This is a genomic window from Delftia acidovorans SPH-1, assembly GCF_000018665.1.
Classification (GTDB): Bacteria; Pseudomonadota; Gammaproteobacteria; order Burkholderiales; family Burkholderiaceae_C; genus Comamonas; species Comamonas acidovorans.
The window spans coordinates 4,601,424-4,627,221 of the sequence record NC_010002.1 but is presented as its reverse complement, the minus strand read 5'-3'; the positions used below and the strand labels follow the sequence as shown (position 1 = coordinate 4,627,221).

27 protein-coding genes are annotated in these 25,798 nt (G+C 63.5%); 13 read left to right on the top strand and 14 right to left on the bottom strand.

Annotated features, from left to right (window positions below; translation table 11 throughout):
* Positions 1-88: 88 nt before the first annotated feature.
* Positions 89-547 carry an azurin gene (azu, locus tag DACI_RS21310; protein ID WP_012206029.1) on the bottom strand — a complete coding sequence of 153 codons (459 nt, stop codon included), beginning with the start codon at positions 545-547 and terminating at the stop codon, positions 89-91.
* A 328-nt stretch (positions 548-875) separates the two neighbouring features.
* Between azu and DACI_RS21305 the strand changes: the two genes are divergently transcribed.
* Positions 876-1,166 (top strand): hypothetical protein, encoded by a 291-nt coding sequence (locus tag DACI_RS21305; protein ID WP_012206028.1) that lies wholly within the window; start codon positions 876-878, stop codon positions 1,164-1,166.
* Positions 1,167-1,195: 29 nt separating this feature from the next.
* Here the strand turns inward: DACI_RS21305 and DACI_RS21300 are convergent, their stop codons facing one another.
* Positions 1,196-1,906, bottom strand: coding sequence for an alanyl-tRNA editing protein (locus DACI_RS21300; RefSeq protein WP_012206027.1), 711 nt, complete (start codon positions 1,904-1,906; stop codon positions 1,196-1,198).
* 38 nt (positions 1,907-1,944) lie between these two features.
* On the bottom strand, positions 1,945-2,115 hold the full coding sequence (locus DACI_RS21295) for a hypothetical protein (protein WP_157059691.1): 171 nt from the start codon (positions 2,113-2,115) through the stop codon (positions 1,945-1,947).
* Between the two features lie 540 nt (positions 2,116-2,655).
* Here DACI_RS21295 and DACI_RS21290 point away from each other — a divergent pair.
* On the top strand, positions 2,656-2,862 hold the full coding sequence (locus tag DACI_RS21290) for a hypothetical protein (protein ID WP_225970973.1): 207 nt from the start codon (positions 2,656-2,658) through the stop codon (positions 2,860-2,862).
* Here DACI_RS21290 and DACI_RS21285 read toward each other — a convergent pair.
* Together DACI_RS21285 and DACI_RS21280 are read right to left on the bottom strand one after the other, a co-directional pair.
* Positions 2,847-3,674 carry an isocitrate lyase/PEP mutase family protein gene (locus DACI_RS21285; RefSeq protein ID WP_012206025.1) on the bottom strand — a complete coding sequence of 276 codons (828 nt, stop codon included), beginning with the start codon at positions 3,672-3,674 and terminating at the stop codon, positions 2,847-2,849. The genes DACI_RS21290 and DACI_RS21285 overlap by 16 nt on opposite strands.
* Before the next feature lie 20 nt (positions 3,675-3,694).
* Entirely contained in the window at positions 3,695-4,840 is a 1,146-nt protein-coding gene (locus tag DACI_RS21280; RefSeq protein WP_012206024.1) for a hypothetical protein, read from the bottom strand.
* A gap of 100 nt (positions 4,841-4,940) precedes the next feature.
* Between DACI_RS21280 and DACI_RS21275 the strand changes: the two genes are divergently transcribed.
* Positions 4,941-5,267, top strand: a complete 327-nt coding sequence (locus DACI_RS21275) for a hypothetical protein (RefSeq protein WP_225971107.1) — start codon at positions 4,941-4,943, stop codon at positions 5,265-5,267.
* A gap of 38 nt (positions 5,268-5,305) precedes the next feature.
* Positions 5,306-6,271 carry a hypothetical protein gene (locus DACI_RS21270; RefSeq protein WP_043783577.1) on the top strand — a complete coding sequence of 322 codons (966 nt, stop codon included), beginning with the start codon at positions 5,306-5,308 and terminating at the stop codon, positions 6,269-6,271.
* Positions 6,272-6,304: 33 nt separating this feature from the next.
* On the opposite strand, the gene DACI_RS21265 is transcribed toward DACI_RS21270, so the two are convergent.
* Complete coding sequence (locus DACI_RS21265; RefSeq protein ID WP_043782232.1) at positions 6,305-6,799, bottom strand: hypothetical protein; 495 nt, start codon at positions 6,797-6,799, stop codon at positions 6,305-6,307.
* Between the two features lie 181 nt (positions 6,800-6,980).
* Between DACI_RS21265 and DACI_RS21260 the strand changes: the two genes are divergently transcribed.
* Complete coding sequence (locus DACI_RS21260; protein WP_012206021.1) at positions 6,981-7,310, top strand: hypothetical protein; 330 nt, start codon at positions 6,981-6,983, stop codon at positions 7,308-7,310.
* Between the two features lie 99 nt (positions 7,311-7,409).
* On the opposite strand, the gene DACI_RS21255 is transcribed toward DACI_RS21260, so the two are convergent.
* The 7 genes from DACI_RS21255 to DACI_RS21225 form a co-directional block, all read right to left on the bottom strand.
* Positions 7,410-8,633, bottom strand: coding sequence for a DUF1501 domain-containing protein (locus DACI_RS21255; protein ID WP_012206020.1), 1,224 nt, complete (start codon positions 8,631-8,633; stop codon positions 7,410-7,412).
* Between the two features lie 5 nt (positions 8,634-8,638).
* Positions 8,639-10,003 (bottom strand): DUF1800 domain-containing protein, encoded by a 1,365-nt coding sequence (locus DACI_RS21250; protein WP_012206019.1) that lies wholly within the window; start codon positions 10,001-10,003, stop codon positions 8,639-8,641.
* Between the two features lie 66 nt (positions 10,004-10,069).
* A complete protein-coding gene (locus DACI_RS21245; protein ID WP_252980559.1) occupies positions 10,070-10,627 on the bottom strand; it encodes a periplasmic heavy metal sensor in 558 nt (185 codons plus the stop codon).
* A 2-nt stretch (positions 10,628-10,629) separates the two neighbouring features.
* Positions 10,630-11,157, bottom strand: coding sequence for a hypothetical protein (locus DACI_RS21240; RefSeq protein WP_012206017.1), 528 nt, complete (start codon positions 11,155-11,157; stop codon positions 10,630-10,632).
* Positions 11,154-11,762, bottom strand: coding sequence for an RNA polymerase sigma factor (locus DACI_RS21235; protein WP_012206016.1), 609 nt, complete (start codon positions 11,760-11,762; stop codon positions 11,154-11,156). The genes DACI_RS21240 and DACI_RS21235 overlap by 4 nt, the downstream gene beginning before the upstream one ends.
* Positions 11,763-11,804: 42 nt before the next feature.
* Complete coding sequence (locus DACI_RS21230) at positions 11,805-12,068, bottom strand: hypothetical protein (RefSeq protein WP_012206015.1); 264 nt, start codon at positions 12,066-12,068, stop codon at positions 11,805-11,807.
* 374 nt (positions 12,069-12,442) lie between these two features.
* The gene (locus DACI_RS21225) at positions 12,443-13,084 is read right to left on the bottom strand and encodes a substrate-binding domain-containing protein (RefSeq protein WP_012206014.1); all 642 of its coding nucleotides are present in this window, start codon (positions 13,082-13,084) and stop codon (positions 12,443-12,445) included.
* 121 nt (positions 13,085-13,205) lie between these two features.
* On the opposite strand from DACI_RS21225, the gene DACI_RS21220 reads away from it, so the two are divergent.
* The gene (locus DACI_RS21220; protein WP_012251119.1) at positions 13,206-13,511 is read left to right on the top strand and encodes a helix-turn-helix domain-containing protein; all 306 of its coding nucleotides are present in this window, start codon (positions 13,206-13,208) and stop codon (positions 13,509-13,511) included.
* A gap of 37 nt (positions 13,512-13,548) precedes the next feature.
* Here DACI_RS21220 and DACI_RS21215 read toward each other — a convergent pair whose 3' ends face one another.
* Positions 13,549-14,439, bottom strand: coding sequence for a LysR family transcriptional regulator (locus tag DACI_RS21215; RefSeq protein WP_012206012.1), 891 nt, complete (start codon positions 14,437-14,439; stop codon positions 13,549-13,551).
* A 279-nt stretch (positions 14,440-14,718) separates the two neighbouring features.
* On the opposite strand from DACI_RS21215, the gene DACI_RS21210 reads away from it, so the two are divergent.
* The 7 genes from DACI_RS21210 (at position 14,719) to DACI_RS21180 (ending at position 25,786) form a co-directional block, all read left to right on the top strand.
* Complete coding sequence (locus tag DACI_RS21210) at positions 14,719-15,627, top strand: WYL domain-containing transcriptional regulator (RefSeq protein WP_012206011.1); 909 nt, start codon at positions 14,719-14,721, stop codon at positions 15,625-15,627.
* Between the two features lie 12 nt (positions 15,628-15,639).
* Positions 15,640-18,873: a helicase-related protein gene (locus DACI_RS21205; RefSeq protein ID WP_012206010.1), complete on the top strand. Its 3,234-nt coding sequence runs from the start codon at positions 15,640-15,642 to the stop codon at positions 18,871-18,873.
* The gene (locus tag DACI_RS21200; RefSeq protein WP_012206009.1) at positions 18,870-19,673 is read left to right on the top strand and encodes a DUF4391 domain-containing protein; all 804 of its coding nucleotides are present in this window, start codon (positions 18,870-18,872) and stop codon (positions 19,671-19,673) included. The genes DACI_RS21205 and DACI_RS21200 overlap by 4 nt, the downstream gene beginning before the upstream one ends.
* A gap of 26 nt (positions 19,674-19,699) precedes the next feature.
* Positions 19,700-21,685, top strand: a complete 1,986-nt coding sequence (locus DACI_RS21195; protein ID WP_012206008.1) for a site-specific DNA-methyltransferase — start codon at positions 19,700-19,702, stop codon at positions 21,683-21,685.
* A gap of 11 nt (positions 21,686-21,696) precedes the next feature.
* Positions 21,697-24,702 (top strand): type III restriction-modification system endonuclease, encoded by a 3,006-nt coding sequence (locus tag DACI_RS21190; RefSeq protein ID WP_008266576.1) that lies wholly within the window; start codon positions 21,697-21,699, stop codon positions 24,700-24,702.
* An 80-nt stretch (positions 24,703-24,782) separates the two neighbouring features.
* A complete protein-coding gene (locus tag DACI_RS21185; RefSeq protein ID WP_012206007.1) occupies positions 24,783-25,517 on the top strand; it encodes a vWA domain-containing protein in 735 nt (244 codons plus the stop codon).
* Positions 25,517-25,786, top strand: a complete 270-nt coding sequence (locus DACI_RS21180) for a WXG100 family type VII secretion target (protein WP_012206006.1) — start codon at positions 25,517-25,519, stop codon at positions 25,784-25,786. The genes DACI_RS21185 and DACI_RS21180 overlap by 1 nt, the downstream gene beginning before the upstream one ends.
* Positions 25,787-25,798: the final 12 nt, after the last annotated feature.

Here is a 25,798-nt window from a genome sequence, read left to right as displayed (position 1 = left end):
TCCGATCTCCACAAATGAGAAGCGGCACCGAAGTGCCGCCGTATGGAATGCGGGGCACAAGGCCCCGCGCACAAGGCAGATCGCCGGCTTACTTGGCCAGCGTCAGCGTACCCTTCATCAGCGCGGAGTGGCCGGGGAAGGAGCAAAAGTAGCTGTAGGCCTCGCCGGCCTTCAGGGCGGCGGTGGAGAAGGTGACGGAATCGCTCTCGCCGCCGCCGATCACCTTGGTGTGGGCGATCACGCGGGCATCCTTTTCCTTCACGAAGTCCTTGGCCGCGCCAGCGGCGATGCCGTCATTGGCCACGGGCTGCAGGTCGGCCGTCTTGCTCAGCACCCAGTTGTGGCCCATGGCCGTCTTGGGCAGCTTGCCCACGTGCTTGAGCTTGACCGTGAACTGCTTGCAGCTGGCGGGCACGCTGATGGTGGGCTTGTTGAATTGCATGGCGTCGTTGCCTTCGATCTCGACGGCGCAGTCGGCGGCCAGCACAGGCGCGGCGACGGCAGTCATTGCGAGGGCCAAGAGGACGGGCTTCCATTGCTTTGCCATTGTTTTCTCCTTGAAAAGCGGGTGAGGTGGCTGGCATCCGAGGGCCATGGACCGGCAGGCGGTCTGTCGCCATGGATGCTTTGTATGGCTGCCCCAAGCATAGACAGGATCGGGGGCGGCAGGTTGATTTGAATCAAGTCAAAAGAGTTCGAAGACTTGCGCTTGGAGCATGCGGTATGGCGTCGCGCATGCAGGGCATGCATTCGGGCCGCCGCAGGAAAACGGTTTTGCCGCCCGTGGTCTTTTGGCGACGGGCAACCCCACAGCTCGCATGCCTCTACTCACGTCAGTCACATTTGGGTACGATTACTGAAAATAGAGGGAATGTATGAGATTTCTTGTTTTCATAGGCTCAATCATCGGCGCCATCTTTTTGCTGACGGCGTTCTTCGTCGACAGCTCCCATCAACAGGCGGCGCTGGCGGCCATGGCCTGCGCCAGCGTCCTCATTCCCTATGTGCTGTTCAGATTGCACTCGATCGCCGTCGAGCATGACCAGCTCGACCAGATCCTGCAACTGGTGCGAAAGTCCGGCAGCCAGGGCGAGGGGCTGGCCCAGGGAGGCGAGGGATCCCCTGACGCGAGCGGGCCTGTGGCGCCCAGGTCCTGGATGTCCTGAGGCCTGGCATCAACAGGTCTGGGGGGGTGTCAGGCGAGCTGCACCACCACGCGCCGGTTGGTGCGGCTTTTCTTCTCGATCTTGGTGACCGCCACCGTGCCTATCTCGGCCGTGCTGCGCACATGCGTGCCGCCGCAGGGCTGGCGGTCCAGGCCGGGGATGTCGATGATGCGGATCGTGGAGGTGCCGCCCGGGGGCGCGGCGCCTGCGGTGCGCACCAGGTCGGGCTGGGCGGCCAGTTGCTCGGGCGTGATGCGGTCCACGTTCACCGCATGGCTGGCGGTGATCAGGGCGTTCAGGCGCTCCGTCAGATCGGTCTTGTCCAGCGTGGACTCGGGCAGGTCGAAATCCAGGCGTGCCGAGTCCGGCGAGATGCTGCAGCCCGTCACGGGCACAGGCACCAGCACGCCCAGCAGGTGCAGGCAGGTGTGCAGGCGCATCAGCCGGTGGCGCCTGTCCCAGTCGATGGCTACCTGAACGCGCTCGCCCACCTGGGGCGGGGCATCGGTCTGCAGCACATGCAGGATGCGCTGACGGTCATCGGCATAGACGGTGTCGATCAGGGCCAGACTGCGGCCATCGGCCAGGGTCAGCGTGCCGGTGTCGCCGGCCTGGCCGCCGCTGCGGGCATAGCAGACCGTGGCATCGAGCTCGACGCCCTCGGCGCTGACGGCCGTCACGGTGGCTTCGCAGCGGTCCAGGTAGGCGTCGTCGTCAAAGAGCTTGTGCGTCTGGGGCATGGGGTGTCTCCGGGGTCGTGGTTCTTGGGTTAGGGGCTTCAGCGCAGGGCGCACAGGCCCTGGGCGGTTTCCATCTGGGGATCTGGGGGCGTGGGAGCCGCCGGCCCGGGGTGCAATGCCCCGAAGGTCGGCCACATGCCGGCCGCATGCCGGGCGCCGCGGTCCAGACCGGCTGCGGCGGTGATGAGATGGTCAGGCTCCCGTGTCATGGCGCGTGTCATGTCGCGGTCCATGGTATAGGCGGCATGGCGAGGCCGGGCAGTACGCCTGGGCGAAAAGTCCCCAGTACAGTCCATGGCCCGCAGCGGTGGCAGTCGCCTGCTTGACAGCCTGTCAAGTGGCGGTGCCCGCGACCTGACAAGATCGGCGCCCGCGCCGCGTGCGTGCCGGCGATCGCTGGCTGGCCTTTGCGCGGCTCACCGTGCCGCGCGGCCATGTGCTGTCGGGCCGCAGCGAGGAGCTGACCAACGCCCATGTGGCTGCCGAAGTGCGCGTGCTGGCCAAGCAATGGCTGGCCCACGCCCGTAGCGCCGACCTGCCTGTGTACAAGGGCATAGGCTTGGTGCTCAGCTATCCCGGCATGCCCTATGACGAGGTGACGTCCACGCTGGACTGGGCGCTGGCGCTGCGCGAGGAGGCCGGATTCCGCCGCCGCCATGAGTACCACGCGGCCTGGAAGCCCCTGGTCGCCCAACTGAACGATGCCGACCTGCTGCGCTACGCCGCCGTGGGCGGCAAGCTGTTCGACGATGTGCTGCGCACCGCTGCTGGCCGCAGGCCGGGCCTGGGCCGATCAGGCAGCACTGCTGGGCTGGTCCGCCCTGGCACGGCAGATGGACGACGTGCTGGACCTGCAGCTGCCGCCAGCGGAGCGCGCGGCCGCCCTGCTCGATATCGCGGTCTGGGTCATGACCGCGCAGCGGCTGCAGGCCGGTGCGGATCAGTCCTTGCCCTGAAAAAACCTATTGAGTTCGGCGCCCGGCGTGGCCTGGGCGAACGCGTCGAAGCGCCCCGTCTCGGCAATGGAGCGCGCCGCATGCAGAAAGCCGCCCCAGGCTGCGCGCGCCAGTGCGCCGCCCACGCTGATGCGGCGCACGCCCATGGCCTGGGCATCCTGCAGGCTCCATTCGCTGGCCCCGCCGATCAGCAGATTCACCGGCTTGGGTGCCACGGCCGCCACCACGGCACGGATCTGCTCGGCGCTCCGGATGCCGGGTGCGTACAGGCAGTCCGCGCCGGCCTCGGCATAGGCCTTGAGCCGGGCAATGGTGTCGTCCAGATCGGGCCGGCCCACGAAGAAATTCTCCGCACGCCCGACCAGCAAGGTGCCGCCACCGGCCTCGTCGATGGCGGCACGGGCGGCGCGCAGCCGGGCCACGGCTTCCTCGATGCTGCGCAAGGGGTTGGCTGCATCGCCCGACGAGTCTTCGATGGACAGGCCCGCCACGCCGGTGTCCACGGCCATGCGCACGCTTTCGGCGACCTCCTGCGGGCCCAGGCCGAAGCCGCTCTCAAAGTCCGCATTTACGGGCAGATCGGTGGCCGCGACCAGGCTGCGCAGATGCTCCAGCGTCATCTCGCGGGAGATGGCGCCATCGGGCTGGCCCAGCGACCAGGCATGGCCCGAGCTGGTGCTGGCCAGCGCCTTGAAGCCCAGGCCCTGCAGCATGCGGGCGCTGCCCGCATCCCAGGGGTTGGGCAGCACAAAGCAGCCCTGGCGGTGCAGGGCGTGGAAGGTGGCGCGCTTTTGTTCGGTGGTGGGGGTCATGGGGGCACTCCGTTGCGGGGTCAGGGCGCTGGTGGAAACAGCAGGGGCCGCGCGGCCAGGGACGGCAGCACGCAAGCCACATCATGGGCGCAGTCCGGCACCACGACGAAGCGGCGTGGCCGCTGCGGCGCCAGCAGCTCGCGCTCGTAGGCCGCGAAGGCGTGGCCTCGCTGCAGCCGGAACGGGCCTTGCAGCATGGCGGCGCAGGACTTGTCGAGGATGGGATAGAACGCGCCCTTGTCCGCGCTGCTGTCCAGGGCGCCTTCCAGGTAGTCGATCTGCGCGGCCGCATAGCGGGCCCGCGCGGCAGCCGCATCGCGCCCCAGGTGGCCGGGCAGGTCCTGCAGGCCGTACTTCCAGCGGTCATGGCCCGGGCAGGCGCTGGCTGCGGGCGGCGCATGGAAGACATAGCTGCACGCTCCCGGAAACGCCGCGCCTGTGCCGCAGGCTGCCCAGTCGGTGCTCTGCCCGGCTATCTTCGGCTGTGGCCGCACGGGATCGAAATACAGCCAGGTGCCCGGATCGGCGATCACGTAGCGCAAGGTCACGGAACCCGGCGCATCGGCTGCAAAGGCCACGCTGTGCTGCAGCATCTGCGCCCCAGCCGAAAACCCCGCCAGGGTCACGCTGCGCAGGCCGGGCCAGCGCTGCACGAGCTCGGCCACCAGCGCATCCAGCGCGGCGAAAGAACCTATCGGATGCGGCCCCAGCGAGGGCTCGCCGGCCAGCCAGCCCGCGCAGGTCCATACCGCGTCTGCGTTCCCGGCTGCGGGCACGCCACGGCTGTGGCAATGCGCAGCCTGGTCCTCGGGCACCTGGTACAGCGGGGCGATGACCAGGGTGTCCTGCAGCCGCTGTGCGCCTTCGGCGGCCCGCAGGCCGGCCTCGAAGCTGCGGTTGGCATCGCGTGGATGCCCGTGCATCACCAACAGCGCGGACCGGGGCATGGCGCCGTTGCTGGCCACCGGCGCCTGCGATGCGTAGTAGCGCATGCGCCCCGCGTTGCCGGGCAGGTTGAAGGATTGCAGGCAGGCGGTGTCGGCCCGGTGCCTGCAAACGGAAGCATCGGCGGTGACAGGTTCGGGAGATGGCGCTTGCGCCAGCGCCTCGACCGAGATCGCCAGAAACAGCAAAAGCAGGGAGCGCAGAGGACGGATGGACGGCATGTGCGGGACGTCATTCGCAGGGGTGGGTCGGGCTGCTAGTATGCGGGCGGCCGCAAGCCATGGCCTGGCTTGTTTCTCAAGACCCACTCCCTTGTCGCATATGCCACTTCTGCCGCGTTTCAGCCTTGTCCTTGCCTGCCTCGCACTGCCGGCCTTCGTTCACGCCGCAGACTTCGACAAGAAAAACTGCACCTACAAAGGCATCCGCCTCTACGGCAAGGTCCAGATCGTGCACTCCTTTCCCGACATCAAGGTCCAGGCCACCAGCTCTTTCCCGGACCTCAAGGTCAAGGTGGTGGACTCCTTTGCAGACAGTTGCGGGGAGTGGAAGATCGTCACCTCCTTCCCCGACTTTAAGGTCCAGATGGTCAGTTCCTTCCCGGACCTGAAAGTCGACATGGGCAGCTCGTCGCCCGGCGTGCGATAGCCGCCTGGCGCTGTCCAGCATTGCCCCATCGCAGCACCGTGACCTCCTCCACACCCGACGAATTCGAAGCCCTGCACGACCAGGCCTATGCCGACATGGAACGCGGCGCGCTGGCCGAGGCTGCCCAGGCCTTCGAGGCGCTGGCAGCCCATATGCCGGACAACCGCCACTACCACTACATGCTGGGCCTGGCGCGCAAGTACCAGCGCGATTGGCAGCCATCGCTGGACCACAACCTGCGCGCCATTGCACTGGCCGGCGAAGACGATGAAGCCAGCCTCTGGAATGGCGCCATCGCGGCCACGGCGCTGTCCGACTGGGCCACGGCGCGCAGGCTGTGGAAGGCCTGCGGCATCCAGGTGCCCGGCGAGCAGGGCACCATCGAGGGTGACTACGGCGTGGCCGTGGTGCGCCTGCACCCCTGGCAGGGCGGCGAGACCGTGTTCATGCGCCGCATCGACCCCGTGCGCGCGCAGTTGCTCAACGTGCCGCTGCCCGAAAGCGGCCATCGTTTCGGCGACATCGTGCTGCACGACGGCGCCTCCACCGGCCAGCGGTTCAACGGCCAGCGCGAAGTGCCGGTCTTCAACGAGCTGCAGCGGCTGGAGCCCTCGGCATTCCAGACCTTCGTGGTCTTCATCACCTGCGCCAATGCGCAGGACTTGCAGGAATTGCTGGGTACCGAAGCCCCGGGCATAGGCTATGCCGAGGACTGGACGGCCAGCATCCGCCACTACTGCATGCGCTGCAGCTACGGCACGCCCCACCAGCATGCCGAGGAAACTTCGCCACGCGAGGACGAGCCGTCCTGGCAGACCGATCGCAACCTGGGCATCGCCGCAGTGGACCGCGCCGCCGTCGATGTCTTGCTCAACGCATGGCAAGCCGGTGGCGCAGGGCGCCGTATCGACGCAGTGCAGACCCGCGAACTGCCCGTGCCCGACGAGGAAGAAAGCTGGGCCTGGTGGGTAGGGCCGGAGGGCGCGGAGGATGAGGCGCCGTAGCTGAGCAATGCGAGCGAGCATGGCCCGCATCGATCACCGACCCTGTGCGCGGGCCCCCTCAAGTCCGGGCGCGTGAAGCCGGACCCTGAAGCCTTCCGCGACGCTGTAGCGAGGGATGCCGTGCCCCTCATACCGCCGCATCAGGCCAAGAAAGCGGTGCTTGAGCTGCATGGCCGCGCTGAACTCTTCCCAGGCGATCAGCGCACAAGGTGAGTCGCCGTAGGTGCTGCAGATGCGCACCTGGCGCTGGTCCGGCTCCATCTGCGCCCAGCCGTCCTCGCGCAGGCTGACGGCGCCCACCTGAGGATTGCGCAGATCCAGAAGCTCGGCGAGATAGGGCAGGTCCAGGTCGTTGAGCCAGAAGTAATTGAAGAAGTGGTGCATCACGTCCAGTGCATCGGGCGAGCCCCTGGCTTCGAGATCCATGTGCATCCGTGCGATGCCATCGCAGACGCTCATGCCCCGCACGCGCACGGCGCTCAGCTGGATGTCTTTGGTGGTGTTCTCGCAAGAGAGGGTGTGCTGCATGCTGCCTGGTGAGGTGGGACGGATACGGTGCTTGCCAATGTAGCGTGCGCGGCCCCGGATGGACGATGGACTTGCTTGATCCGCGACGGATTGGCCTTGGCCGTGCGTTGAAGTGATGTGGCAAGCCGACATCGGCTTTCTGCAAGCAACGTCCGTCCACATCCTTTCAAGGAGAAACACCATGTCCCTGCGCAAAGCCTTCATGCTCGTCATTGCCACTGTTTCGTTGGCCGGCCTCGGCAGCGCCGCATCCGCCGCCACCTGGGACCAGGCCCATCCGCGCCGTGCCGAGGTCAACGGCCGCTTGGCCAACCAGGACCGCCGCATCCACAACGAAGTGCGCAAGGGCGAGATCAGCCATGGCCAGGCGGCTGCGCTGCACCAGCAGGACCACAAGATCCGCCAGGAAGAACGCCTTATGGCCAGCCAGAACGGCGGTCATATCACGCGCAGCGAGCAGCATGTGCTGAACCAGCAGGAGAACCAGGTCAGCCGTGAGATTGGCCACTGAGCGGCCACTGGTCAGATCTCGCCAGATCTTGCGCACATGGCACAAGGGCCGGCCGCCTTGAGGCGCCGGCCCTTTTTCACGTTGGCGTGCGGCCCGCGTTCATGCTCTCAGCAATGGCGGCAGCGACCGCGCCGGGGCACCGCCTGGCAGGGCATGGCCTTCGGGGAACAGGTTGCGCGCCAGCCGCTGCGGGTCGATGCCGAAGCACTCGCCGGCGGCCGAGGCAATCAGCGCATCGACGCTGGTGGTCGGTTTCAGGTCCCGGTTCTCCAACAGCTGGCCGGGCTGCAGGCCAGGCCAGTCGGCCAGCACGCGGCCGCCCTGAACCGCGCCGCCCATCAGCATGGCGACGGCGCCTGTTCCGTGGTCGGTGCCACCGGTGCCGTTGGCCGCAGCCGTGCGGCCGAACTCGGTGGCCACCAGCACCACGGTCTGCGACCAGGCATCGCCGAGGCCGTCATGCAGCGCCGCAATCAGTGCATCGAGGTTCTTGAGCTGGGCCGCCAGCCGGTTGTTTTGTGCACTGTGCGTGTCCCAGCCGCCGGTTTCGATCATGGCGATGCGCGGCCCGTCCTGGCGGGCAAGAAAGCCGGCTGCCAGCTTGCCCAGGCTTGCGCCATCCAGGCGCGGCCGGTTGTTGCCACTGTCCATGGCCACGCCGCGCGTGTCCATGGCGGAAGTCCAGAGAGCATGCAGCTGCGCATCGCCCTCGTAGAGCCTGGCCACGCGCAGCAGCAGGTCGTCACTGGCCTGGGGCAGGGAGGACGGCGCGTAGGAGGCCACTTCCGCCGGCCCGCGCAGCGCCATGGGCACGGTGGGCGCGAAGGCAATGGCCTCTTGCCGGTGCGGCAACTGGGCGACCAGGCGGTTGAGCCAGCCGTCCTTGACCTGGTAGGGCGCGCTGCCTCCGGTTTCCAGCACGTTCTGGCCGTCGAAATGAGAGCGGTCACTGTAGGGCGATGCGGCCGCGTGGACGAACAGCGCCTGGCCCTGGGCGTAGAGCCTGCCGGTCTCGGCCAATGAGGGATGCAGCGCGAACATGCCGTCCAGCCGCGTGGCCGCAGCCGTGTCCACGGCGATGGCGCCGCGCAGCCGGGCGTAGCCGGGGTCGGCATAGGGAATCAGGGTCTCCAGCCCGTCGGCCGCGCCGCGCTGGATGATGAACACGAAGCGGCGCTCGGTGGCAGCACGCGCCAACGCCAGGTGGGGCGCTGCCAGTGCCAGCCCGGTGCCTGCGGCCAGCAGGCCCAGGAAATGTCGGCGATTGCGCCTGGCCATCGTGCTGGTCGCGATGTTCGTGGCGTTCGTATGGATCGTGGTCATGGTGTTCACCTGCGCAGGAAGTCGGGCGAGACCAGCAGCAGCGCGAGTGCGCCGCTGCCGCTTTCGGATCGGGCAATGGCCTCGGCCGTGCCCGCGCCCAGTGCATCGCCGGGCAGCAATCGGGGTGCCAGCGCGCGCGCATCGACGCTGTTGCCGGCCTGGGCTGCGAGCCGCTGCGCCAGCTCGACACGGCGTACCAGCGCATCGGGCGCAGCCCAGCTGGCGGCGATGTCGTCGTAGCCGGCCGGCGAGCCGGGGCGCCACACTGGCTGGCCGAGCTGGTTGAGCAGGCCGGCGGCCTGAGCACCTTTCAACTCGCGCCGGCCCAGTGCGCGCATGGAAGAGACGGCCCATTCCCAGGGCGTCTTGAACTTCGTGGCTGGCGCGGCCCAGGGTTCTGGCGAATCGATCAGCGCGCGGTAGACGGCTGGCAGGTCCCCGCCGCTGCGCTGGTAGGCGGCCGCAAGGCGCTGCACCAGCGCGGGCGGCGGATCGTCGGCGACGAAGTGCCGTGCCAGCTTGGTCGCGACATGGAGCGCGGTAGCGGGGGAGGCTGCCAGGTCGCGCAGGATGGCCAGCGCCTGCTCCTGCCCGCCTGCGGCATAGCTGCGGCCCAGCAGGCGGCGCGGTCCGGGCTCGTGCAATGCCGGGCGGTACTGGAAGCCGGCGGCCGGGCTGCCAGCGTCATTGCCCAGGCTCCAGCCGGTGAGCGCGCGGGCGAACTCGGTCACGTCCTGCTGGGTGTAGCCGCTGCGCACGCCCAGGGTGTGCAGCTCCATGATTTCCCGCGCCAGGTTTTCGTTCAGGCCGCGTGTCTTGTCCGGGTTGCGCCGGGCGGCGCGCTGTGCAGCGGGGCTGGCGGGTCCCACCGACTGGGCCTGGTCCAGATAGACCAGCATGGCCGGGTGGCGCACGGCGGCAAGCAGCAGGTCCTCGAAGCGGCCCAGCACGTGCGGGCGTATGGCCTCGGCCTCGTAGGCGCCGGCCAGGTCGAGCACCACGGGCTTTTCCACCGAGACCGCGAAGTGGTTCGACCAGAAATGCACCAGGCGTTCCACAAACGGCGTGGGTGTGTCGATGGCGCTGGCCAGGCGCGCGTTCACTGCGTCCAGGTAGCCGTTGCGTGCGCCACGGCGCAACTGCTGGCGGGCGGCGGCGCGCTGGTCTTCAGGCAGGCTGCGCAGCTCGCGCTGCCGGGACTGGTAGTCGGACAGCAGCGCGTCCGTGTCCGTGTGACCGGCCCAGGCAGGGGGCTGTGGCTGGTAGCGCGCGAGCTGATCCAGCAGCCAGCGCTGCGGGTCGGCGGGCAGTGCGTCGTCAGGGCGGGCGCCCAGGCCGAAGCGGTTCAGGGCGATGGCGGCAGAATTCATGACTTCACCTCGAAAAATCGCGGGCGCGGCGGGCGTGGCGGGCGTGGCAGGCGTGTCCTGTGCTCCTCAGCGCCTGGCCGGAGATGCGGGCACATGGAAGGGGCCTTGCTGCGCTGCCAGCCCCTGCACCAGTGTCTGTCGCTCGGCCGGCGTGAGCTGGGCCGCGAAGTCGACCACGTGCGCCTCCACGCGCTCGCGCACCGCCGTGTCGGCGGCCCGGGTACGTGCCAATGCAGCCTCGACGGCAGCGCGGTCGAACTGCGGCGCAGCCAGCAGGCGAACCACCTCGGCGCGGCCTTCGCGGCTGCCTTGGGTCAGCGCAGCAGCCTCGCGCCGCACTTCACGCAGTCCTGTGCGGAAAGCCTGGCGCCGCTCGGGCGGCAGGCCGTCTGCGGCAAAGCGCAGTCCGCGCGCAGTGGCCGGGGAGCTGCCCGCCGGTGCTCCGGTGGGTGTTCCTGTCTGCGTGGACGTGGCTACCGACCTGGCCTCGGCCTGGTGCGCCCACCAGCGCCAGGTGCCACCGGCAATGCCGCCCACCAGAAACAGATTCAGCAGGGCAGAGGCCCACAGCCAGCGGCGCAGGTGCGTCGTGCGGGGGGCATCGCCGATGGGGGATTCGTTCATCGTCATTCCTCGCTTCCTTCCACCAAGGCGCCGCCCGTGTCGAAGGCGGTGCCCGGCCACCAGCCGCCTTCGGACTGTGCCGGCCGGGCCGTGGGCAAGGCCGTGCCTATCAGCAAGGCCATGGCCAGGGCGCCTGCGGCCACACCGGCCAGGCCCGCACCGGCGATGCTGGCGCCGGACCACCAGCCATGCCAGGGCTTGCGGCCGCTGGCGCGCACCGGCCGTGCGGGCGCGGTACGACGGGGCTGCGGCCATGCATGCGGCGATGGTTGGCCTGGCGCATTCGCCATGCCTGGGCGAGCTTGCAAACCGGCCAGTACCGCGCTTGCCAGCGCTGCGCTGGGGGGCGCGACGGCATGGCTGCCGAGCAGCGCGTCGAGTTCATTCGCACGGGCGAGCAAGGCCCGGGCCGCAGGCGCAAAGGCCGGCTGTTCCATCAGCGCGCGTGCCGCCGCCTGCTCCTGTGCCGGCCAGCGCCGCAGGTCGGCGCCCCAGGCGTCGGCCAATTGTTCAAAGCGATCTGGCGTCATGGCGGTGATCCTCCAGGGTCTGCGGGTGCGGCGATTGCGCTCGTGCTTGCGTCCTGCAGGCGGGCGCGCAAGCTGCGCCGCGCACGGGCCAGCAGGCTTTCCAGGGCATCCACGGAGACGCCCATGAGTGCTGCCGCCTCGGCCTGGGGCAGCGCCTGGTAGTAGTGCAGCACCAGCGCCTCGCGCTGGCGCGGCGGCAATGCATCCAGGGCAGCGGCGACCCGGGCGCTGTGCTGCGCGTGGTCCAGCTGCTGCTCCGGTGTGGGCCCGGGGTCGGCGAAGGCGGCGGCTTCGGCGTGCTCGTCCAGCGCTTCTTCGCGCCGCACCGCGCGCCGGCGGAGCCGGTCGCGGCACAGGTTGAGCACCACCTCATGCAACCAGGTGTCAAAGCGGGCCTGCCCCGGCCGCCAGTGGCCCACCTGCTGCCAGGCGCGCACCAGGCCTTCCTGCGCCACCTCTTCAGCCTCGGCCCGGTTGCCCAGCAGGCGCTGGGCCAGACCCAGCAGGCGTGGCAGCTTGCGCTCCACCAGTTCGCGGGCGGCCTGCGGCTCACCGCGGGCCAGTCTTGCCAGCAGGTCGGCATCCGGGTCATCGATTTCAGCCAAAGGGCATCGGTGTAGTGGCGGGGTCAGCCAGTGTCGCGCGGCTCAACGCCAGCCGCGATGCCAGCCGTAGACCGGATGGTGCCAGCCCCAGCCGTAGCGCGGGTGGTATTGCCACACGAAGCCGACGCCGGGCATCGGATAGGCAGGCGCCACATAGGCGACGCCCGGCGGCACCACATAGGGGCCGGGCGCCACGGGCGCAACAGGCGCTACCACGCAGCCGGCCAGCGCGGCCAGGCTGCCGGCGGCAAGCGCCAGCGCAAGCGGACGGACGGCGCGGCGAACGGTCAAACGCAATGAGGACATGAAAGACTCCTGCATCGGCCACATCAGGCGGCCTTATTGCGTTCAACGCGCGGGCAGCACGGATCCGTCGCGGGGGAGCGAAAAAATGTCGCGGAGAAAAGCGGGGGAGAGGTCGGAGGCGGGAGAGATCGGGCCCGCGCGGAAGGCGGTCCGTGGGATATCGGTGGCGGATGTGTATCCGGGACTGATGGGCTTTGCTCCAGGAAATCTGGAGCGGGCGAAGGGAATCACCCAAGGCAGCCAACCCATTGATTAATAAAGATTTTTTCTGGTTATTAAAACCAGAAGTGGCCTCTGAATGTACCACATCACCCCTCTTGGCGAAAGGCATAAATCCACCGCCTTCTGCTGGCAGCTACCGACAGCCACTGCGATCAGGAAGGGAGCGCTTTTGCGATCTGCAGTGCCCTGCGCTCGAACCGTTCGGAAACAGGGTTCGCTTGCCCCTGGGGCCTATGCAGGTGCGCCACGATTTCGTAGGGGCCGTCGTCCAGTGGTCGCATGCTGACTCCCCATCCAGGGGCGTGCTTGATACGCGATTGTGCGGATACCCCGACACCGTAGCCGGCAGAAACCCATAGCGCCATCATCTCGAAGGAAGTCACGTACTGAAGGTTCTGCGGGTCAGCAGGCAGACGCGCGAGCAGCCGACGATCCAGCGAAGAACAGGTCTCAGCCTCCCAGCGAAAGATCGGATAGTTCTGGAGGTCGGCGATGGTGAGCGATGCCTGCTCAAGCAAGGGAAGCCTCAGCGGTATCGCAACGGCCATGTGCTCAATCCACAAGGGCTGGGTTTGGATGGCCGGATCGCTCGACCCTTGAAGCGACAGCCCTACGTCATAGCGGCCTTCACGGAGTCCATCAAGCAACTCGTCACCAGCAACCTCAAAGAACGCGATGCTGACCTCGGGTTCTTCGGCACGTTGCAGCGCGAGTAGCACCGAAAGCTGCGATGACGATACGCCTGGCGCTATCGCAAGCCTGAGGTGGGCGGGTTGGCTGGTGAGGTTGTCCATGGAGAACCCACAGAAGCGACGAAGCGGGTCAAGGGAAAACCAGCATCATAGTAAAGAGAGAACTTTAACGTCTATATGTTTAACGTGGTTAATTTAAGAGGTTTGTTTGACGCTTCTGTCGATGCAGAAGCTTACTATTCAGCCAGGTCGTCCACCTGGCACACCCACCTATGAATCCGAACCAGCATTAGCTTTCGGGCGGGCCGTGCGTGCCGCTCGCGTCGCGCAAGGCGTCGCTCAAGACGACTTTGCATTTCAGGCTGGAATATCGCGTTCGCACATGGGCAAGATCGAGCGCGGGGAGCATGTGCCTACGCTTCCCCTGATACTGAAAATTGCTACCGCGCTCGGGATCAGCGCCAGCGAGTTGATGGCGGCGACTGAAAAAAACCTCAACTCTGGCAGTGAGCTGCAAGGCTCGCCATAAGCGGCCGCGAACTTCAGTTACGGCCCTTGCCGCCGCATCAATCGCCCGAGTGCTCGCGCAGGCGCGCGATGAATCGCTCCACCGACACCGGCGAGTCCTCGCCGGCGGGCCGTAGCAAGTAGGTCGTGATGACTGCGGAATCCATGGCCAGAGGGCGGATCACCACGTCGGGGCGCAGGCTCGCCGCGATCCTGGTTTCGGTGATGAAGCCTACCCCGTAGCCGGCACCGACCAGGGTGAGCATCATGTCCAATGACGACACGTGCTCGGCGACGTCGGGTGGACGCTCCAAAGGCCGCAGCAGCCGCGCCAGTTCACGATAGTAGCCTTCGCATACCTGCGGATCGCATAAGACCAGTGGGTAGATCGCAAGCTGATGCAGCGGAACAGCCTTGTGTGAAAGCAAAGGATGCCGGGCGGGCACGGCAACCACCAGCGGATCGTGCCAGAGTGGCTCGGTAACGATGCCGTCGCCGACCTCCGCCGTGTGCGCAAACCCGATCGAGAAGTCGCCTGAGCGCAAACCACGCAACTGATCGGCTAACGGCACTTCCGACAGGCGAATCTCGATCTCCGGCTCTTCCTCGCGGCAGCGGGCCAGGAGGGCCGACAGCCTGGGATCGATTGCACCGTCGGATACGGCAATGCGAAGGCTTCCGCTCAGGCCCGCAGCGACCGCCTGTACGTTCTCCTGAGCCTGTTTGAGGACGGCGAACACTCTGCGCACATCTTGCAGGAACGTTGCTCCCGCCTCGGTCAGTACCGTGCCTCGGCGGTTGCGCTCGAAGAGCACCACACCCAGATCATCCTCAAGCTCTTTGATGGCGCGGGACAAGGGTGGCTGTTCGATATGCAGGCGCTCTGCGGCCCGTGTGAAGTGCAGCTCTTCTGCGAGAGCCACAAAGCAGCGAAGGTGTCGCAGTTCCATGGGTCGTGCTCCTGTTCCGTATCAGCGATCTATTCGCACCAGCTCTCGTCCGCAGTGACCTGCTGGATGCACGTCCAGTCCACGTCACTCCTGGCGCGCTGCGCTGGACTGAAGCGCCTGCCAGTCCACGCCGGATCACTCATTTGCGCCTCAAAAATGGTTATCATAATGCAGCTAACTAGTGAATCAACTTAGATTTATAGACGTCTTTCCACACAGACCATATACTTTCTGCAGAAATTTACACGAGCATTCGCTAACCCGAACGAGCCAGTCAGGATGCCCCACCAACAGCTTGCCAATCTCACCCAGCCACAGCGTGACCGCCTCGCGTTCGTGGAATTGCGTCTGCGCTTCATTGGGGAGATGCGCCGCCAGGACTTGGTCGCGCGTTTTGGTATCCAGTCCGCTGCCGCGTCCAGGGATCTGGCGCTGTACAAGGACTTGGCTCCGGGCAATATCGACTACGACGGCAAAGGCAAGTTCTACGTCCTGGGTTCGAGCTTCCAGCCGATCTTCGATTTCCCACCCGAGCGGGTGTTGTCGTGGCTGACCCAGGGGTTTGGCGACGGTGAACCGATGCACATCAAGGCGTGGGTGGCCAGCGAGAGCCCGTCCCGGCTCACTCACCCTGACCTGGCAATCTTGGCGAGCGTCACTCGGGCCATTCATTACGAGTGCCCGCTCGGCATCGAGTACCACTCCATCTCCAGCGGTCGCACCGCGCGGGAGATCGTCCCGTTCGCGCTGATCGACAACGGCCTGCGCTGGCACGTGCGCGCCTTCGACCGCAAATCGCAGGAGTTCCGCGATTTCGTCCTCACCCGGATCAAGCGCCCTGTGGTGCGCAAGGGGCAGCCCGTAGAGTCCCACGAGATGAGCGATCAAGACATCCAGTGGACCCGGATTGTCGAGCTGGAGCTGGTCCCTCATCCCGACCAGCCTCGGCCAGAAATCACCGAAATGGACTACGGCATGCAGGGTGGTGCGCTGCACATGAAGCTGCGCGCCGCCACGGCGGGCTACATCCTGCGCAAATGGAGTGTGGACTGTTCCCCCGACCATCGCCTGCGCGGCCCGGAGTACCGGCTTTGGTTGAAAGACCATCTGGCGATCTACGGCGTGCGCAATGCGGTGCTGGCGCCGGGGTATGCGCCGCCAAGCGCAGAAACGTCGATTGATGACTGAACGGAAGCGACCATGAAGCTGATCCAAAACACCGGAACACAGCGCGTCATCGACTTGATGAGGCCCAACCTCAAACACGGCAACCGACTCGACTGTGTAACGCCTTCGTTTTCTCTCTACGCCTTCGCAGAAATCCGGGAGGCGTTGTCCGCTCTGGATCGAGTCCAATTGATCGTGCCTCCCGATAATGAGGCGCTCGAACTCCTGGGCACGGAGGGCGACCGCGCTGCGCGCAATCGTCTGCAGGCACGTTGGCTGGCCAATCAGTGCGCGAAATGGATCAGTGGAAAAGTAGCGCTCCGGCGGGCATCGAGGTCGGTGCCACAGGGGGCTGCTGTCTTGCGCAGCCCGGATGGGACACCTGCACAAGTGGTTCTGGGCTCCTTTGCCTTCAACACATCTGGCCTTGGCCTGACGCCAGGCAATCCATTGAACCTGATTCAGGCGTCAGAAACGGCCGAGGAAGCCGCGCAGCTCGCCCAATGGTTCGATCACCAGTGGGCAGCCTTGCAAACTGCTGCTTCAACCGACCCCGAGGGTCAGGAAGAAGAGCACGAATCCGTTCTTGAGGCGTTGCGAGCCCTTGGCGAACACCGTGACCCGTTCACTATCTACACCTTGATGCTGCACCGCCTGTTTCAGGACAGCGGTGACGAGATGGACGAGGAGCGCATCGTCAAGTCTGCCACTGGCATCCGTAATACCGTGGTGTGGAAAAAGCTCTTTAAGTTTCAACGCGATGGTGTGGTGGGTGCCATCGACAAGCTGAACCGCTTTGGCGGCTGCATCATCGCCGACAGTGTAGGGCTGGGTAAAACCTTTGAAGCTCTGGCCATCATCAAGTATCACGAGCTGCGCAACGACCGCGTTCTGGTGCTGGCGCCCAAACGCCTGCGCGACAACTGGACGCTCTACAAGGCCAACGACAAGCGCAACATCCTTGCGGCTGATCGGTTCAACTACGACGTGCTCAACCACACCGATTTGTCGCGCGATGGCGGCCTGTCGGGTGACATCGACCTGTCTCATGTGAACTGGGGCAACTACGACCTGGTGGTGATCGACGAGTCGCACAATTTCCGCAACAAGGCCACGCACAAGGGCAAGGAATCGCGCTACGACCGCCTGATGCGACGCATCATCCGTGAAGGCGTCAAGACCCGCGTGCTGATGCTCTCGGCCACGCCGGTGAACAATCGCCTGGCCGACCTGCGCAACCAGATTGCCTTTGCCACCGAAGGCGATGACGCCGCCCTGATGGAGCATGGCATCGCCAGCATCGAGGCCACGACCCGCAAGGCGCAGGCGCAATTCAATCGCTGGCTGGCGCTGGACGAAGCTGAAAAGACCCCCAGTCAGTTGGTAGAAATGCTGGGGTTCGACTACTTCACCCTGTTGGACCATCTCACCATTGCCCGCTCCAGGCGGCATGTTGAGAAGTATTACGGTACCAGCGAGACCGGCCGCTTCCCTGACAGACTGCCGCCCATCAACATCAAGGCCGACGTGGACCTTGCGGGCGAATTCCGTGCCATCCGCGACATCAACCAGGAAATCCGTCGGCTCACGCTCGCCAGCTACGCGCCGCTGCGCTATGTGCTGCCCCACAAGCAGGCGGCCTACGACGCCAAATACAGCACCCAGGTGCGTGGCGGCGAAGGTTTCTTCCGCCAGGCGGATCGTGAGGAAAGCCTGATCCACCTGCTGCGCGTGAACGTGCTCAAACGCATGGAAAGCTGTGTATCGGCCTTCACCCTGACCGTGCAGCGCCAACTCAAGGATGTAGAGAACACACTGGCACGCATCGAATCCCATGCCGAAGCACTGGAGGAAATCGACATTGCCGACGTCGATATCGACGACCCGGCGTTCGAAGCCTTGCTGGTCGGTCGCAAGGTCAAGGTGCTGCTGGGCGATGTGGATCTGATCCGCTGGAAGCAGGATCTGCTGGAAGACCGCAACCGCCTGGCGACCCTGCTGGCGGCAGCGCGCCAAGTGGATGCCGCTCGCGATGCCAAGCTGGCAGCCTTGCGCGACATGATTGCCCGCAAATGCGCCCAGCCCATCAACAGCCACGATGGCAAAGCCAACCGCAAGATCATCGTGTTCACCGCCTTCTCGGACACGGCGCACTACCTCTACGCCCAGCTCGCCCCCTGGGCCAGGGATACGCTGGGCATGCATGCGGCGGTCGTCACCGGCAGCGCCGGCATCCAGGTCACGTTGCCGGGCCTGCGCAAAAGCATGGGCAATGTGCTTTCGGCCTTCGCCCCGCGCGCCAAGGAGCGCCCGCAAGACATGGCGGGTGAAGGCGAGATCGACTTGCTGATCGCCACCGATTGCATCTCCGAAGGGCAGAATCTGCAAGACTGCGACTGGCTGATCAACTACGACATTCACTGGAACCCGGTGCGCATCATCCAACGCTTCGGGCGTATCGATCGCATCGGCTCGCCCAACCAGCGCATCCAGTTGGTGAACTTCTGGCCCAACATGGAGCTGGAGGAATACATCAACCTGGAACAGCGCGTCAGCGGCCGCATGGTGCTGCTCGATGTCTCGGCCACCGGCGAAGAAAACCTGATCGAACAGCAGTCCGGCAACGCCATGAACGATCTGGAGTACCGGCGCAAGCAACTGCTCAAGCTGCAGGACACGGTGATCGACATGGAAGATCTGTCCACCGGCGTGGCGATCACCGACCTCACCCTGACCGACTTCCGCATCGACCTCGCGCAGTTCCTTAAAAGCCACCCCGGCAAGCTGGACACCCAGCCGCTGGGGGCTTTTGCGGTCACCACCACGCTGGATGCCGACATTCCCCCTGGCGTGATCTTTTGCCTGCAAGCCTGCGGCCCGACGGCAAAATCCGCCGCGTCGTCCGACTACCCGCTCGCGCCGCACTACCTGGTGCATGTCGGCGATGACGGCCACGTATTGCTGCCCTACCCGCAGGCCAAGCGCATCCTGGATCGCCTCAAGCGCCTGGCGCTGGGGCGAGAACGGCCGGATGACAGTGCCTGCGCGCGCTTCGACAAGGCGACAAAAAGCGGTGAGGACATGCGCCACGCCCAGAAGCTGCTCGCGGCGGCCGTGGCATCCGTCGCCGGCAAGCATGAGGAACGGGCCGTTGCCAGCCTCTTCACACCTGGCGGCACGCACGCCATGAAGGGCGAGTTCGCTGGTAGTGACGACTTCGAGGTGGTGGCATTTCTGGTGGTGCTGCCCGAGCATGAAGCGGCATGACAATGGCAACATCACGCGCGCTTCTTGATGCTTTACAACTGCCCGACAGCGCACGGGTAGACCAGCGGGTTCCCAAGAAGCTGTTGCTGGAGAACGGTGCGCCCACGGCATCCGACAAGCGCCTGATCACGGACGCCATTGAAGAAATCCAGTGGCTTGCCGCACTCAAGCCCAACACCATTGGCGTACCCAGCTACCGGGACGCGCAGCGTGAATACCTGGAAGTCACCGTGCTTGGCTTGACCCTGCGTGGCACCGTCAAGCCCGCCAGTCTCGCTCGCCTTGCCGAATTGATGCATCGGGCCGTGCCGTATCCCGTGTTGCTGCTTGTGCAAGGCCAGGCACTGACCCTCTCGCTGGCGCACAAACGCTGGGCGCAGAACGAGGCAGGTAAGGTCGTGCTCGACGGCGACCCCGTGTTGGCCTCGCTGCCCCACGCAACCGAAGATACCGCCGCAGTGGAAGACGCAATAGCCCCCGAAATCGAGCGCGCCTTCGTGCAGTCCCTGTCGATTGCACGCCAACCCCAGACCACGCTGCATGCCCTTTATCAGGGTTGGATGGAGCGCGTGTGGGCCTTGCAGGCGGCACGGCTGACGGGAACCTACCAGGCTGACACAACCCCGGAACAAGCGGCTGCCCGCTGGCAGGCGCTGGCTGATTGTGAGCGGCTGGAGAACGAGATCGGCCGCCTGCGAGCGCAAGCCACCAAGGAAAAACAACTGGCGCGCCAGGTAGAACTGAACCTGACGCTCAAGCGCATCCAGGCCGAACTGGCCGCTGCGCGCCGACAACTTTGAAGATTGAACGAATGACGGAGAAGACCATGGAAAAACTCACGGCAGCCAGCCCCGAAGCCCAGTCCGCCGACTTGGTGGCGGCAAATATCGAACAGCTCAAGGCCCTGTTCCCGGAATTGATTACCGAAGGCGCGGACGGCGTGGCGGTGAATGTGGACGTGCTCAAGGCGTTGGTGGGTGATGCCAGCGTGACCGACGCCGATGAGAAGTACGGCCTCAACTGGCACGGCAAACGCCGCGCGCGGCAACTGGCGCTGACGCCCAGCACCGGCACCTTGCGCCCCTGCCCGGAAGACAGCGTGGACTGGGAGACCACCCAGAACCTGATGATCGAGGGCGACAACCTTGAAGTGCTCAAGCTGCTGCAAAAGAGCTATGCCGGCAAGGTTAAGCTGATTTATATCGACCCGCCGTACAACACCGGCAAGGATTTTGTGTACCCGGACAATTTTCAGGACAACATCAAGAACTATCTGGAACTGACCGGACAGGTAGAAGGTGGGCAGAGAATTAGCAGCAATACCGAGGCCAGCGGGCGGTTTCATACCGACTGGCTGAATATGATGTATCCACGACTTAAGCTGGCAAAAAATCTTCTTCTCGATAGTGGATTAATAATTATCTCCATTGACTCTTCTGAAGCCACTAACTTGCGGCTAATTATGGACGAAGTTTTTGGTCAAGAGAACTTCATCGGCTTACTGCCGACTATCATGAATCTGAAAGGCAATAACGATGCCTTCGCTTTCGCGGATACTCATGAATTTACAGTTGTTTATGCTCGGAATAAAGAAAAATGTGTGGTTTTTCAACTTCCAGTGTCAGAGGAATCGCTAGATGATTGGCTGGAAGATGAGCGTGGCCTCTACAAGCGCGCTGACACTTTAAGGCGGACAGGGCAGGATGCATCGAGGGAGCGCCGTCCTAACGGGTGGTTTCCAGTCTTTATTGACGAAAAGGGTGAAGTCTACGCGACGCTTGATGATGAGCCTCGCTCAGGTTCAGATTTAACTCTATGGCCAGTTTCAGAGGCAGGCGAAGAGCTCTCTTGGACGTGGAGCAAAAAGAAAATAAACGATGAAAACTTTAACTTGATTGTTGTTGAAGGTAGGTCAGGAAAGAATATCTACAAAAAACAACGAGCCACTCTCGGCGACCTCCCAACCAGCAAGCCCAAATCGATTCTCTACAAGCCTGAGTACAGTAGTAGTAATGGAACGGCCGAAATTTCATCGTTGCTGGGAAGCAATGTGTTCGATAGCCCTCCAAAACCTCGCTCATTAATTCGTGACTTTGTAACAATTGGTACGTCTCCTCAGGACATCATTCTTGATTTCTTTGCTGGAACTGGAACAACTGGTCATGCAGTAATGGCACAGAATTTCTTAGATGAAGGAAACCGTAGATTTATTCTTGTTCAACTCCCCCAGTATCTCGATCCGGAGGATAAGGGGCAGAAAAATGCAGCCGAATTCTGCGACCAGATCACCAAGCCTCGTTCTATCGCAGAACTCACTAAAGAGCGCTTACGCCGCGCAGGCACCAAGATTAAGGCTGAAAGCTCTGGCTGGCAGGGCGACACCGGCTTCCGCGTCTTCAAGCTCGACACCTCCAATATCCGCGTCTGGAATCCCAAACCAGACGATCTGGAAGCCACACTATTCGACCATCAGGATCATCTGCTCGAAGGTCGCAGCGAGGCTGATGTGCTTTACGAACTGCTGCTCAAGTTGGGGCTGGATCTGTGTGTGCCCATCGAACAGCGCAATATCGAAGGCCTTCACGTCCATGCCATTGGCGGCGGCGTGCTGCTGGCGTGCCTGGCTGAGACCATCACCCGCGAACAGGTAGAGCCGCTCGCCCAGGGCATCATCGGCTGGCACAAGGCGTTGGCCCCTGCCGGTGACACCACCTGCGTGTTCCGCGACAGCGCCTTTGCCGATGACGTGGCCAAAACCAATCTCGCAGCCATTCTGGAGCAACACGGCATCCAGAACGTGCGCAGCTTGTAAGGGGGCTTGCCATGAAACTGCACTTCGAGCCCAACCTCGACTACCAGATGCAGGCCATCGAGGCTGTATGCGATCTTTTCCGTGGTCAGGAGGTCTGCCGCACCGAATTCACGGTGACCATGAAATTGCCCGATGACGTGCAGATGTCACTGGGCGTGGCGCAGTCCGACCTTGGCGTTGGCAACCGCTTGACCCTGCTGGACGATGAACTGCTCAAGAACCTCGCGGACATCCAGTTGCGCGGTGGCTTGCCGCCTTCCAGTTCGCTGACTTCGGGCGACTTCACTGTGGAAATGGAGACCGGCACCGGCAAGACCTATGTGTATCTGCGCTCGATTTTCGAGCTGAACAAACGCTACGGCTTCACCAAGTTCGTGATCGTGGTGCCTTCAGTGGCGATCAAGGAGGGTGTTTATAAAACCCTGCAGATCACCGAGGAACACTTCAAGGGGCTCTACGCGGGCGTACCCTTCGATTACTTCCTATACGACTCCGGTAAGCCGGGGCCGGTGCGCAATTTCGCCACGAGCTCCAACATCCAGATCATGGTGGTGACGGTGGGCGCCATCAACAAGAAGGATGTGAACAACCTCTACAAAGAGAGCGAGAAAACCGGCGGCGAGAAGCCCATCGACCTGATCAAGGCCACCCGGCCGATAATCATCGTGGATGAGCCGCAAAGCGTGGACGGCGGCATGGAAGGCCGTGGCAAGGAAGCACTGGACGCCATGAACCCGCTCTGCACGCTGCGCTACTCCGCTACCCATGTGGACAAGCACCACATGGTATTTCGCCTCGATGCCGTCGATGCCTACGAGCGCAAACTGGTCAAGCAGATCGAGGTGGCGTCGGCCACGGTAGAGGACGCGCACAACAGGCCCTTTGTGCGCCTGGTGAAGGTGGAAAACAAGCGCGGCCGCATCAGCGCCAAGGTCGAGCTAGATAAACAGACCGCCACTGGTGTGCAGCGGGCTGAAGTGACGGTCAGCGACGGCGACGACCTCCAGCAGAGCGCCGATGGCCGCGCGATCTATGCCGATTTTCGCGTCGGCGAGATCAACACGGCCAAGGGCGAAGCGTTCATGGAGCTGCGCTACCCCGGTGGCGAGGTGTTTTTGCAACCTGGCCAAGCCCACGGTGATGTGGATGCGCTTGCCGTGCAACGCGAGATGATCCGCCGCACGATCAAGGAACACCTGGACAAGGAGAAGCACCTGCGCCCGCTGGGCATCAAGGTGTTGAGCCTGTTCTTCATCGACGCGGTGGACAAATATCGTCAGTACGATGCGGACGGCCAGCCGGTCAAGGGTGTGTATGCGCAGATGTTCGAGGAGGAATATCGCCGTGCCGCCAAGTTGCCGGCTTACCAGAGTTTGTTTGCCGAGATCGACCTGGAGTCCGCCGCCGAAGAAGTGCACAACGGTTATTTCTCCATCGACAAGAAAGGCGGCTGGACTGACACCGCCGAGAACAATGCGGGTAACCGGGAGAATGCCGAACGCGCCTACAACCTGATCATGAAGGAGAAGGAGAAGCTGCTGTCCTTCGGTACGCCGCTGAAGTTCATCTTCTCCCACTCCGCCCTCAAGGAAGGCTGGGACAACCCCAACGTGTTCCAGATTTGCACCTTGCGCGACATCCAGACCGAGCGCGAGCGCCGCCAGACCATTGGCCGTGGCCTGCGTCTGTGCGTCAACCAGGATGGCGAGCGGGTACGCGGCTTTGAGGTCAACACCCTGACCGTGGTGGCCACGGAAAACTACGAACAGTTTGCCGAAAACCTGCAGAAGGAAATCGAGAAAGACACAGGCATCCGCTTTGGCATCGTGGAGCAGCACCAATTTGCCGCCATTGCCGTGACTGGCGCTGATGGGCACGCCGCACCGCTGGGCATCGAGCAATCAAAGGCACTGTGGGAGCACCTGAAAGCCGCCGGCCATATAGATGCCAAAGGCAAGGTGCAGGATTCACTGAAAACGGCGCTGAAGAACGGCACCTTGGAACTGCCGGACGAGTTTGATGCGCAAAAGGCCCAGATTGCTGAAGTGCTGCGCAAGGTGTCGGGCCGGCTCGATATCAAAAATGCCGATGAACGCAGGCAAGTGCCGCTGCGCAAGGGCAAGGATGGCAAGGCCGTTTATCTGAGTGACGAGTTCAAGGCACTGTGGGACCGCATCAAGCACCAAACAACGTACCGCGTGCAGTTCGATAACGCCAAGTTGGTGACGGATTGCATCGCAGCGTTGCAGAAGGCCCCGGTGATTGCCAAAGCACGACTGCAATGGCGCAAGGCCGACATCTCTATCGGCAAGGCGGGTGTCGCCGCGACGGAGAAAGCGGGCGCGGCGACCGTGGTGCTGGACGAGGCGGATATTGAGCTGCCGGATTTGCTGACCGACCTTCAGGATCGCACCCAGCTCACCCGGCGCACCATCGTCAGCATCCTGACGGGAAGCGGTCGCCTGAACGACTTCAAACGCAATCCGCAGCAGTTCATCGAATTGACTGCCGAAACCATCAACCGCTGCAAGCGCTTGGCCCTGGTCGATGGCATCAAGTACCAGAAGCTGGGTGACCAGCATGTCTATGCGCAGGAGCTGTTCGAGAAGGAAGAGCTCACCGGCTATCTCAAGAACATGCTGCTGGATACCCAGAAGTCGATCTACGAGCACGTGGTGTACGACTCGACCACTGAGCGGGATTTCGCCGATGGGCTGGAGAAGAACGACGCCATCAAGCTCTACGCCAAGTTGCCAGGCTGGTTCAAAGTGCCCACGCCGCTGGGCACCTACAACCCCGACTGGGCCGTGTTGGTGGAAGAAGACGGCACTCAGCACCTGTATTTTGTGGTGGAAACCAAGAGCAGCCTGTTCACCGACGATATGCGCGACAAGGAAAGCGCCAAGATCGAATGCGGCAAGGCGCATTTCACTGCGCTGGAGGGCGGCGAGAACCCAGCCCGGTATGTGGTTGCGCGCTCGGTTGGTGATCTTTTGACCGAGGCGGCAAAGGGGTAGGTTCTGCCGTCGCGACGGCACGATAAGTTTTCGTCATGCACACGAGCGGACACCGTAGCTTTGAATAAAGGAGTTTTTATATGAGCAATATCCCATTCGACCCGTCGAAATTCACGGCACCGAAAGCGAAGCCTCTACCAGTCGTGCTTCTTCTCGATGTCAGCGGCAGCATGAGCGGAGAGAAAATCCGCAATGTGAATGATGCCGTTCGCGATATGTTGGATACGTTCAGCGACACCGAGAACGGTGAAACTGAAATCCATGTTGCGATCATCACTTTCGGTTCTCAGGTAGCGCTGCATCAGCCGCTTGCCAGCGCCAGCGATATTCATTGGCAGGACCTTTCAGCTGGCGGCATGACTCCGCTTGGCACGGCATTGCAAATGGCCAAAGCGATGATCGAAGACAAAGATGTCATTCCTTCGCGTGCGTATCGTCCAACGGTCGTATTGGTCTCTGATGGTGGGCCTAATGATGCGTGGGAAAAACCTCTGAACGCGTTTATTAGCGACGGACGCTCTGCAAAATGTGACCGTTTGGCAATGGCGATAGGCGCTGATGCTGACGAGGCGGTACTTGGGAAATTTATCGAAGGCACCTCGAATCGCCTCTTCTACGCAGAGAACGCCAAGCAGCTACGTGACTTCTTCAAGTTTGTCACCATGTCGGTGACCATTCGCACGAAGTCACAGACGCCAAATAATGTACCTGAAGCGAGCACCATTGACATCCAGCCGGCCACAATCGAAGCACGCCAGGATAAACAGAACTCTGTGACACAAAGTTCTTCGACAGAAGATGGAGGGTATTGGTAATGGCACAAGCAATCGGCGATCCAGAAGAACTTGAGCGCTTCGCATATTCGTTACAACAATTTATTGATTCGCTCAACGATGCTGTCGGCAATCTTAACGGTGCCTTTGCTTCACTCGGAGACACCTGGCAAGACGAAAAGCGGGCGCGATTTGAGGAGGATTACAACGCGCTCGTTCAGCAGTTGCAACACTTCAACGACAACGCGTCTGAGCAGGTTCCATATCTGGCAGCGCTCGCGGCGCGGCTGCGGGATTATTTGCAAAGCTAAGGGCAGCGAGGT

Excerpts from the sequence above, each read along its gene's own strand:
- DACI_RS21210 (WP_012206011.1), top strand. The coding sequence starts at position 14,719 with ATGCCCCACCAACAGCTTGCCAATCTCACCCAGCCACAGCGTGACCGC.
- DACI_RS21300 (WP_012206027.1), bottom strand. The coding sequence starts at position 1,906 with ATGCCCCAGACGCACAAGCTCTTTGACGACGACGCCTACCTGGACCGC.
- azu (WP_012206029.1), bottom strand. The coding sequence starts at position 547 with ATGGCAAAGCAATGGAAGCCCGTCCTCTTGGCCCTCGCAATGACTGCC.
- DACI_RS21275 (WP_225971107.1), top strand. The coding sequence starts at position 4,941 with ATGCCACTTCTGCCGCGTTTCAGCCTTGTCCTTGCCTGCCTCGCACTG.
- DACI_RS21260 (WP_012206021.1), top strand. The coding sequence starts at position 6,981 with ATGTCCCTGCGCAAAGCCTTCATGCTCGTCATTGCCACTGTTTCGTTG.
- DACI_RS21190 (WP_008266576.1), top strand. The coding sequence starts at position 21,697 with ATGAAACTGCACTTCGAGCCCAACCTCGACTACCAGATGCAGGCCATC.
- DACI_RS21245 (WP_252980559.1), bottom strand. The coding sequence starts at position 10,627 with ATGAACGAATCCCCCATCGGCGATGCCCCCCGCACGACGCACCTGCGC.
- DACI_RS21205 (WP_012206010.1), top strand. The coding sequence starts at position 15,640 with ATGAAGCTGATCCAAAACACCGGAACACAGCGCGTCATCGACTTGATG.
- DACI_RS21240 (WP_012206017.1), bottom strand. The coding sequence starts at position 11,157 with ATGACGCCAGATCGCTTTGAACAATTGGCCGACGCCTGGGGCGCCGAC.
- DACI_RS21290 (WP_225970973.1), top strand. The coding sequence starts at position 2,656 with ATGTGCTGCGCACCGCTGCTGGCCGCAGGCCGGGCCTGGGCCGATCAG.
- DACI_RS21215 (WP_012206012.1), bottom strand. The coding sequence starts at position 14,439 with ATGGAACTGCGACACCTTCGCTGCTTTGTGGCTCTCGCAGAAGAGCTG.
- DACI_RS21295 (WP_157059691.1), bottom strand. The coding sequence starts at position 2,115 with ATGACACGGGAGCCTGACCATCTCATCACCGCCGCAGCCGGTCTGGAC.
- DACI_RS21230 (WP_012206015.1), bottom strand. The coding sequence starts at position 12,068 with ATGTCCTCATTGCGTTTGACCGTTCGCCGCGCCGTCCGTCCGCTTGCG.
- DACI_RS21225 (WP_012206014.1), bottom strand. The coding sequence starts at position 13,084 with ATGGACAACCTCACCAGCCAACCCGCCCACCTCAGGCTTGCGATAGCG.
- DACI_RS21220 (WP_012251119.1), top strand. The coding sequence starts at position 13,206 with ATGCAGAAGCTTACTATTCAGCCAGGTCGTCCACCTGGCACACCCACC.
- DACI_RS21280 (WP_012206024.1), bottom strand. The coding sequence starts at position 4,840 with ATGCCGTCCATCCGTCCTCTGCGCTCCCTGCTTTTGCTGTTTCTGGCG.
- DACI_RS21180 (WP_012206006.1), top strand. The coding sequence starts at position 25,517 with ATGGCACAAGCAATCGGCGATCCAGAAGAACTTGAGCGCTTCGCATAT.
- DACI_RS21250 (WP_012206019.1), bottom strand. The coding sequence starts at position 10,003 with ATGAATTCTGCCGCCATCGCCCTGAACCGCTTCGGCCTGGGCGCCCGC.
- DACI_RS21255 (WP_012206020.1), bottom strand. The coding sequence starts at position 8,633 with ATGACCACGATCCATACGAACGCCACGAACATCGCGACCAGCACGATG.
- DACI_RS21305 (WP_012206028.1), top strand. The coding sequence starts at position 876 with ATGAGATTTCTTGTTTTCATAGGCTCAATCATCGGCGCCATCTTTTTG.
- DACI_RS21185 (WP_012206007.1), top strand. The coding sequence starts at position 24,783 with ATGAGCAATATCCCATTCGACCCGTCGAAATTCACGGCACCGAAAGCG.
- DACI_RS21200 (WP_012206009.1), top strand. The coding sequence starts at position 18,870 with ATGACAATGGCAACATCACGCGCGCTTCTTGATGCTTTACAACTGCCC.
- DACI_RS21285 (WP_012206025.1), bottom strand. The coding sequence starts at position 3,674 with ATGACCCCCACCACCGAACAAAAGCGCGCCACCTTCCACGCCCTGCAC.
- DACI_RS21195 (WP_012206008.1), top strand. The coding sequence starts at position 19,700 with ATGGAAAAACTCACGGCAGCCAGCCCCGAAGCCCAGTCCGCCGACTTG.
- DACI_RS21265 (WP_043782232.1), bottom strand. The coding sequence starts at position 6,799 with ATGCAGCACACCCTCTCTTGCGAGAACACCACCAAAGACATCCAGCTG.